The organism is Streptococcus sp. HMSC074F05 (genome assembly GCF_001808725.1).
GTDB classification, from domain to species: Bacteria; Bacillota; Bacilli; order Lactobacillales; family Streptococcaceae; genus Streptococcus; species Streptococcus parasanguinis_I.
In genome coordinates this window covers 24,393-32,528 of the sequence record NZ_KV794407.1, presented here as the reverse complement: position 1 = coordinate 32,528, position 8,136 = coordinate 24,393, and the positions used below count along the sequence as shown (strand labels likewise).

At 45.3% G+C, this 8,136-nt stretch carries 8 protein-coding genes and 1 pseudogene; all 9 read right to left on the bottom strand.

All coding sequences use genetic code 11. The features are described 5' to 3' along the window. Positions 1-305 precede the first annotated feature (305 nt). On the bottom strand, positions 306-992 hold the full coding sequence (locus HMPREF2685_RS02035; RefSeq protein ID WP_070464964.1) for a YoaK family protein: 687 nt from the start codon (positions 990-992) through the stop codon (positions 306-308). Positions 993-1,120: 128 nt separating this feature from the next. Then, positions 1,121-1,897, bottom strand: a complete 777-nt coding sequence (locus tag HMPREF2685_RS02030) for an NUDIX domain-containing protein (RefSeq protein ID WP_070464961.1) — start codon at positions 1,895-1,897, stop codon at positions 1,121-1,123. Between the two features lie 24 nt (positions 1,898-1,921). After that, positions 1,922-2,113 (bottom strand): annotated as a pseudogene (locus tag HMPREF2685_RS02025) (hypothetical protein); the annotation flags it as partial. 10 nt (positions 2,114-2,123) lie between these two features. After that, positions 2,124-3,185 carry an AAA family ATPase gene (locus tag HMPREF2685_RS02020; protein WP_070464958.1) on the bottom strand — a complete coding sequence of 354 codons (1,062 nt, stop codon included), beginning with the start codon at positions 3,183-3,185 and terminating at the stop codon, positions 2,124-2,126. Positions 3,186-3,349: 164 nt separating this feature from the next. Continuing rightward, on the bottom strand, positions 3,350-4,075 hold the full coding sequence (locus HMPREF2685_RS02015) for a hypothetical protein (RefSeq protein WP_037608145.1): 726 nt from the start codon (positions 4,073-4,075) through the stop codon (positions 3,350-3,352). Positions 4,076-4,239: 164 nt separating this feature from the next. Next, positions 4,240-4,647, bottom strand: coding sequence for a DUF4430 domain-containing protein (locus HMPREF2685_RS02010; RefSeq protein ID WP_049483392.1), 408 nt, complete (start codon positions 4,645-4,647; stop codon positions 4,240-4,242). Beyond that, positions 4,625-5,113, bottom strand: a complete 489-nt coding sequence (locus HMPREF2685_RS02005; protein WP_049483393.1) for a hypothetical protein — start codon at positions 5,111-5,113, stop codon at positions 4,625-4,627. Before HMPREF2685_RS02005 ends, HMPREF2685_RS02010 begins: the two co-directional genes overlap by 23 nt. Before the next feature lie 9 nt (positions 5,114-5,122). Continuing rightward, positions 5,123-7,552 carry an ATP-dependent Clp protease ATP-binding subunit gene (locus HMPREF2685_RS02000; RefSeq protein WP_024055407.1) on the bottom strand — a complete coding sequence of 810 codons (2,430 nt, stop codon included), beginning with the start codon at positions 7,550-7,552 and terminating at the stop codon, positions 5,123-5,125. After that, positions 7,553-8,017: a CtsR family transcriptional regulator gene (locus tag HMPREF2685_RS01995; protein ID WP_003002068.1), complete on the bottom strand. Its 465-nt coding sequence runs from the start codon at positions 8,015-8,017 to the stop codon at positions 7,553-7,555. Positions 8,018-8,136 lie beyond the last annotated feature (119 nt).

The window sequence follows — 8,136 nt, the reverse complement described above, 5'->3', positions numbered from 1 at the left end:
ACGAATTACCGATTTCTGTCCCACTCTCTGTACTATTTTTAAATAAAATAAGTTAAGCAATTCTGCAAAGAAATATAAATATGTTTTAATTTTTTGAGCGAATCAAAAAAATACCGAAACTTTCCGCTGTGAGAAAAGTGCCTGAAACACGATTGTTTCAGGCACTCGGGAGTTTTGAGACCTTAGGCTCAAAACTAAGTCATGGAACTTCTTCGAAGTTCGCTGACGTCCGTACTCACCTAAGGAAAGTTTCTAAGATGGCTTTGTCATTAATCTAAAACAGGACCTCACACGGGGTCCTGTTTCTATAGATTGTCTGTTTGCAGGCCGAGTTGTTTGACTCTGGCGGTGTAGTAGGTCATGATCAAAAAGAGGTTGGCTGTGATCAGCCAGATGGCCCATTGGTGAATGAAATGCATGAGGATGGCTACGCTAATAGCTCCCGCAATAAAGCTTCCAACGACAATCCCGTAATTCATCGCTTGTCTGCGATACTCGTCCAAATCTCCCTTTCCTCGAGTGATTCGGTACAAGGCCGTCAGCATCTTGCGGTAATTTCCGGAAGTCATAAAGATCACATAAGGGTGATTTTCGATGAGGCTCCCTGTAAAGGTCAACATCATCATCCCTGTCCCAAAAGCAATAAAGGGAACTTCTACAGGTGGTATGACAGACACCAAGGGAATCAGGAGTGTCACCACAAACAAAGGAATCAACATCTTGGTCCGCCAAAAGGCTGTCCTGCGATACTCTTTGATATGGAGGGCAACCACAAAGCCGATCGAGAAAAATAGAATAGATGAAAAACGCATAATGGTGTTTTCGACACGGGGATCGTGCCAATCAGCGATGAGAAGCAGTAGGTTCCCCGTTTGGGTCGCGACCAAACTCCGGTAGTGCATGTGGCAAAAGACATCGAGGCCTCCTCCTATAAAACCAAGCAGAGCCCCCATCAGTCGTGTATTTTGTGGTAAAATTATTTTTTCTTCCATAGTCTTGTCTCTTTTGATCTCAATTATGTTTATTATACCACTTTGCACACAAGTGGAGCAGGAAAAATCAGAAAAAGCCCTTGGCTACTACTAGTAACTAAGGGCTGGTAGAATGAACCCCGCTCGATCTACTGTTTTAAGCGATAGGTCTTGCGTGGTTTTTTCTTAGGTACCCGCTTGAGACCCACTTCTTCCACGAATTCTCCGAATTTTACGAGGAAGTTATTGCTAACGATGGGACGTCCAGGATTGATCAGATTGACCAATTCGGTTGCTTCATAAACGGTGAAAGGCTCCTCTAACAGATAGAGGAAGGTTGGATTCCAGTTGAGACGTCCCTGAATCCGCTTGATCGATTCTTGAATGATTTGATAGTGGTCAAAAGCAAAATCAGAAGCAGTTAAAACCTTTCCCTCTAGCAAGCACTGGGACCTTTTGAAATCGACATCGAGAAAAACGACTTCCTTGGCATCATCACCAGCATGGGCTAACTCTACTGCTTCTGCTGGCAGATAGACCAGATGGGCGATGGTAATGACCCAGCCTCTGGGGTCCCGCCCAGGGGTGGAAACGGTCATGAGCTGCTCCACCTTATTCACTGGCAGATCGAGCCCAACTTCTTCTTTGACTTCTCGGATACAGGCATGAGTCGCATCTTCATCCTTGTTCACAAAGCCCCCCACCAAGGCGAGGCGGTGTTGATAAGGGTGAGCCTTGCGGCGAATAGCTAAGAGCTTGAGCTTACCTTCAACAAAACAGTAAGCCACCATGTCCGCTGTGACACTTGGAGTTTCATAAGTTGGCAGATCTTGCTCCTTGTACCACTTGAGAAAGTCTGCTTCACTAGCGACCGTCTCAAAATACTCTTTCTCCGTCATTCCTGCTGGAATTGAGAGACTTGCCATCTAAACCACCTCCTTCTTGAGGGCTTTGGTCCATTCTAAGAAGAAGGGAACGCTGGAAAGAAGAAGGAGATAGATCCATTGAAAGGCTGTACGTCCCACAAAAAGGTCCTTCCACAGGAGTTTCATAATATTGACAAAGCCTTGCTTTTTCGCTTCTTGGTGAACATTTTTAAAGTCTTGGCTAAAAGTTGCGAATTTTTCAGATAGATTTTTCATAAGCTGCTCCTTAGTCGGCTTGGTAAATGGCATCGATCACCTTCTTGGCTTCTTCGTAGTTGCCGAGGTAGTCTGATGCGAGGAGAGTGGTCGGAATGTTTCCTAGGTATTGCTGGCGCAATTGGTCCAGGTAATTTGAAAAGCTGGTGCGGATCTCTTCGTCAGCCATGGTCATGTCTCGGAAACCATCATTGACATAAGAGCCGATCGGCTGGACAAAGAGGATCAAATCCCATTTTTCTTTGGAGAGAATACTGACAAAGAGGTTGTCGAAGGTATCGGTCATGCTGGTATCTTGGCCTTCGACTTCCATATAGTAGTCGTAATAACCCTTGGTCACCAGGGAATTGGTATCTGCGATGACAAGGCCTCGATTGGCACTACTATCGATGAGCTTAGAGGTTTGATCATACTGTCCTAAGAGTAGGTAATAGTAATCTTTTGGCGTGAGTTCATCATCCCGCACATTGTTCTTGATCTGGTATTCACGGGCATACTCAAGACTAACAGGTGCATCGTAAAAGCGAGCCAAGTCCTTTGCAAGGGTCGTTTTCCCGTTGCTGGCGCTCCCCATGATCAAGACTTTTTTCGTGAACTGGCGACGGAAGGGCTGGGCAATGTATTTCCAGTATTTGCTGGGATTTTCCCGGATCATGGTAGCAGAGATCCCGAAGCGACGCTCTTCTAAGTGAACTTCAAACCCTCTAGCTTCCAACTCTTCCTTGTAGGCTTTCTCCCCTACATAAAAGATCAACTCTTCTGTCTCTGTTTGATACTGGATGGTGTTTAGGGCTGTCTGTAACCAAGGCTCCCAGCCCAAGGGATAACGAGGAAGTTCTGTCTCATCTAACTTATAGACTTGGGTCAACTCATCATTTGAGAAGGCTTCACGGATATAACGGAAGCGTTTTTGTAAGGTCAGTCCCACTTCTTCACCACGATCCCCTTCATAACCAGATACAATGACACGAACGCGATCACACTGACGCTTGGCCCGCTGGATCAGGTCAATATGCCCTTGATGAAGAGGCGCAAAGGTTCCAAAAACCAGGGCAATTCTTTCTTTTTTCATATGAACTCCTTTTTATAATTTTTTATAAATAGATTTCCTTTATATTTTTATTATAAACTATATTTTCTATCTGTCAGTAGTTTTTTATAAAAAAATATATTTTTCTTCAAATCAACAAAAAAAGATCTGAAAAGAGAAGCTTATCCTTTCAGATCTTTCGAATTTTATTCACGAGTGAGGGAGTGGCTAACACCGTCTTTAAGAACCGTCACACTAGATACAGAGCCATCTTTTCCAACTACGATATCTAGAGTCGCCGCAGACCCATCGCCTGCTGAGAGATTAGCATGGTAATGACCATCATCCAAGGTATAGTTATAAGCGCTGATACCATAGGCTACGGGTTGGCCCCCAGGAAGTTGGATGGTCACTTGACCACCTTGGCCAATAGTGACTCCAGTGTCGCGTTTGTCAGACCAATTCCCAGCTGCTGCAGAGAAATCCCCTGCTGCCACAGAATAGACTCCCTTGTATTGGGCATTCTCCGTCGCAGAAGCTTGCTTCTTAGCCTGGGCATGGCCGTCTTCTAGACTTGGCAATTTTGCTTTCGCTGGTGTTGCTGGAGTGGCTACTTCTTTTGTTTCTTTTGTTACGGGTGCTGCTGGTGTCGCTTCTTTAGCTGGAGCAGGTGTTTGACTAGCTGCTGCTTGGTTATTTTTGCTACCAACAGTATGACTTTCTTCTGATTTGCTATCAGAGGATGAAGAGGCAATCGGATCTTTACTAGTGATCACTTTTTTCTTAGAAGAAGAGCTGGTTTGTTTAACCAGACTGGTCTTTGAACTGCTTGCTTCTGAAGTTTTTTCTTCTTTATTCCCGCCACAAGCTCCTAGGAAAAGACTAGCTGTAAGAGCTAGCGCTGCTAGGGAAATGATTTTTTTGTTTTTCATAACAGAACCTCTTTTTTGTAACATTTGTAATATTTTGTAACATTATTGTAACACTGTTATATGAGGCTGTCAATAGTTTCTCAAATATTTTTCTAATTTGAAAGAAATTTTAGGTAAGTTCCTAAACTTTGCAAAAAAAAGCCGGACATACTGTCCAGCTTTTCTTATTTATACACTTCTTGATAGAATTCGATCTTGTCCCCTTTTTTAACGGTGGTTTCAGCAGCACCTTTTGGAGCCATTTCGCCATTGATCTTGTACATCCAGTAAAGACCTTTTGCTTCATCTTGGCTGTGACCGTCAATCGAGGTGATCATGCCATTTTTTTCTTCAATCTTGTAGTTGGCTTTGAGCACTTTCATGAGGTTGCTCTCTTCTGCTACTTTCAAGGTTTTTGATTGCGCTTTTTGACCTTCTGGCGTCACGCTAATTGTAATCGAAATTTCGTTTTTCTTGGCAACTTCTGCGCTAGAAGCTGTTGGTTGATTGTTTGTGCTATGAGACGGAGCGCAACTCGCTAAAAGAAGAGCTGCAAGTAAGGTCATCAAGCTAGAAATGGTTTTTTTCAACATAAAATCTCCTAAAGATTTGATAGATAATGGGATAGAAAATGATCGTCGACAGAGCATGGGCAAGGTTAAAACTAAAACCATTGACCAAAGCATAGGTCCACCAAGGAATATGGTACATCAAGGCATAAACACTATCGATCAAGACCCCATAAGCAAAGGACAGTAGGCCCACAAAAAGGATCTGAAGGACAATGGGCAACCACTTGTAACTGATGCGCCAAATGAGCATCAAACAGCCAAAGGCGACAATCTGAAAGAACACAATCAGGCTCATCCCCAGGAAAAAGGCGGAGACAAACATGGTGATCATCATCACAAGAAAAGCAAAGCTATACCCTTCAAATATCACCAAGAGAAAAAAGATAGCAGAAATAGGTTGGACATTTGGGAAAGGGGCAAAAGCCTGACGTAGAGCGACACAAAGGGCCGCCAAAAGCGAAATACGGGTTAATCGCTGAAGCGTCATGACATCCTCCTAGACAATCTCGAACTTGATCGTTCCGGCTGTCGTTCCAACCTTGATGGTTTGCCCTTCTTGGGCTTGGCCTTTCAGCAATAGCTCTGCTAGTTGATCTTCCACTTCGGTCTGCAAGACACGACGCAGTGGGCGAGCTCCCATTTCTGGATCGTAGCCTTTGGTTGCTAGCAACTTGAGCGCTGAAGGCTGGAATTTGAGGGTCATGCCTTGTTCGGCCAAGGTCGCGATGAGCGGTTTGACCATGACTTTCACCACCTGCTGCATGTCCTCGCTGGATAGGCTATGGAAGACTACCTTTTCATCAATCCGGTTGATAAACTCTGGACGATAGGTCTTCTTCAACTCTTCAAACATGCGTTTTTCCATATTGGCTTGGTCAAAGCGGATATCTTTGGCCCCAAAGCCAACTGTCTTATCATCCCGAAGGGCTGTAGCTCCCAGGTTTGAGGTCATGATGATAATGGTATTGGAGAAGTCAATCTTCCGGCCTTTGCTATCGGTTAAGACTCCGTCATCCAAGACTTGCAAAAGGACATTGAAAATATCTGGATGGGCTTTTTCCACCTCATCAAATAAGAGAACTGAATATGGTTTGTTGCGGACTTTCTCGGTCAACTCGCCTCCTTCTTCGTAGCCCACATATCCTGGAGGGGCTCCGTTGAGGCGGCTGGCCGCGAATTTTTCCATGTACTCACTCATATCAAAACGGATGAGGGCCGATTCATCATCAAACAGAACTTCCGCCAAAGCTTTGGCTAGCTCTGTTTTTCCGACACCGGTAGGTCCTAGGAACATGAAAGAACCGATCGGACGTTTATTGCTACGGATACCTGATTGATTGCGTCGAATAGCCCGACTGATACTCGAAACGGCTTGGTCTTGACCAATCACGCGCTTATGCAATTCTGCTTCTAAGTTTAGGTACTTCTTGGCATCGGTTTGGGTCAGTTTTTGAGTTGGAATACCGGATAATTGGCTCAAGGTCACCAAGACATCTTGGTCAGTGACTTCTTTTTTGTAGACAATGGGAGCGGCCTCTACTTCTAAGAGCTGGGCTGCTTTCTTCCACTTGCCGTCCATCAAGGCCCGGTCTAAGGCGGTCAACTCTTCTTTTACGTGACCGTTGGAATCGCGGTTTTGTACGGTAGCTGCCGCTTCATCCAAGAGATCAATGGCTGAATCTGGCAATTGACGGCTGGTCAAATAGCGGTGGGCATATTTGACAGCTGTTTCGATCGCTTCATCGGTAATGGTCACATGATGGTGGTCCTGGTAGGTTTCTTTCAAGCCTTGGAGAATTTGGATGCTATCTGCAACACTTGGCTCTTCAATGGTGACTTTCGCAAAACGTCGAGAGAGGGCTGCGTCTTTTTCGATATGCTTTTGGTACTCATCTTGAGTCGTTGCCCCAACTGTACGCAAGGTTCCCCGTGCCAGGGCTGGTTTTAGAATATTGGCTGCGTCTAAGGTCGAATCAATACCGGATCCTGACCCCATAATAGTATGCAGTTCATCGATAAAGAGAATCACGTGACCGTCTTCTTCGATGTCCTGGATGATATTGTTCATCCGCTCTTCGAAGTCCCCACGGAAGCGCGTCCCTGCAACGACATTCATGAGATCCAATTCTAAGACACGCATCTGCGCGATTTCAGCTGGAACATTGCCACTAGCGACCCGCTGGGCCAGACCTAAGGCAAGGGCTGTTTTTCCGACCCCTGCTTCTCCCACCAATACAGGATTGTTCTTCGTCTTGCGGCTGAGGATTTGGATCATGCGTGAAATCTCTACATCCCGACCAATCACAGGCTCAAGCTGGCCTGCACGCGCCATTTCTGTCAAATCACGGGTATAATCTTCAAGACCTCCACTGGTGCTTGGTGGCATGCCCATCATATTTCCCATGGTTTGGCGGTTAGGGTTTTGAGCCCGATAAAGACTCCGAATGGCTTTGATATCGTTCTTGTCCCAGCCTGCCTTGTCTTCAAGATTCTTTCGAAGGGAGGCAATAGGAACTCCCTTGTCTTGCTCTGTAAAGGCAAAGCCGGCAAACTCCATGACTTGGCTCGCCAAGGTCCCACGGTCTGCTAGAAGAGAGAGGAGCACATGCTCTGTTCCCAAGGTCTTGGCATGAAGGACCTGGGCAATCTCTCTTGCGTGCTTCATAATGGCTTCCATCCGATAAGAAAATGGGAAGATTTCATACCGATTGTCGCTTTGAAAAGCTTGGCCTGTAATATGCTCCGCCGCATCCTGAAACTCATCGATCTGCATAGGATAATCGTTCAGTACAGAACCTGCCACGCTATAGGGATTATTGGCCATAGCCGTCAGGAGATGCCAAGTATCTAAGGTATGCCCCTGATAGTGGCCTGCTAGTATTTGGGCCGCTTCTATACTTTCTAACAGTGCTGTTGAATAGTTCATCTAGTCGGTATTTCCTTTTCTATCTACTTGTTGAATGATTTTTTTCAGCATCGTTGCTCGTAGGATGAGAGCATCTCGACCTAGGACCTCATCGGAGGTCGTCGCAAGCAAGAGCTGAGCCTCACGTTTTGTCAATAATTTTTCTTCATAGAGCATCTGGAGGATATCATTGAAGACCTGCTGGCTGATGGTCTCTCCAATATTGGCTGCCAAGTCTTGGAGCATCTGATGGTGATCTGAAAACTGGACCTTGCCAATGCGGATATAGCCACCACCACCGCGCTTGCTCTCTACAATATAGCCTCGGCTCTCGGTAAAACGAGTCTTAATGACATAGTTAATCTGACTAGGTACGACCTGAAAGACATCGGCTAACTCACTTCTTTTGAGCTCTGCCATGCCAGCTTGAGCCAGCAAGGCCTTAATATAAGCTTCGATGCTATCAGATGTGTTCTTATTTGCCATGATGCTCCTTTCTGGCTTGTTTTTTTCTAGATGGATGCTCTGCTCTTTGGCCCATAAAAAATGGCCTTGGAATGTTCCTTCTCATCATTGACCTTATTTGACTATTATACAATTTTTAC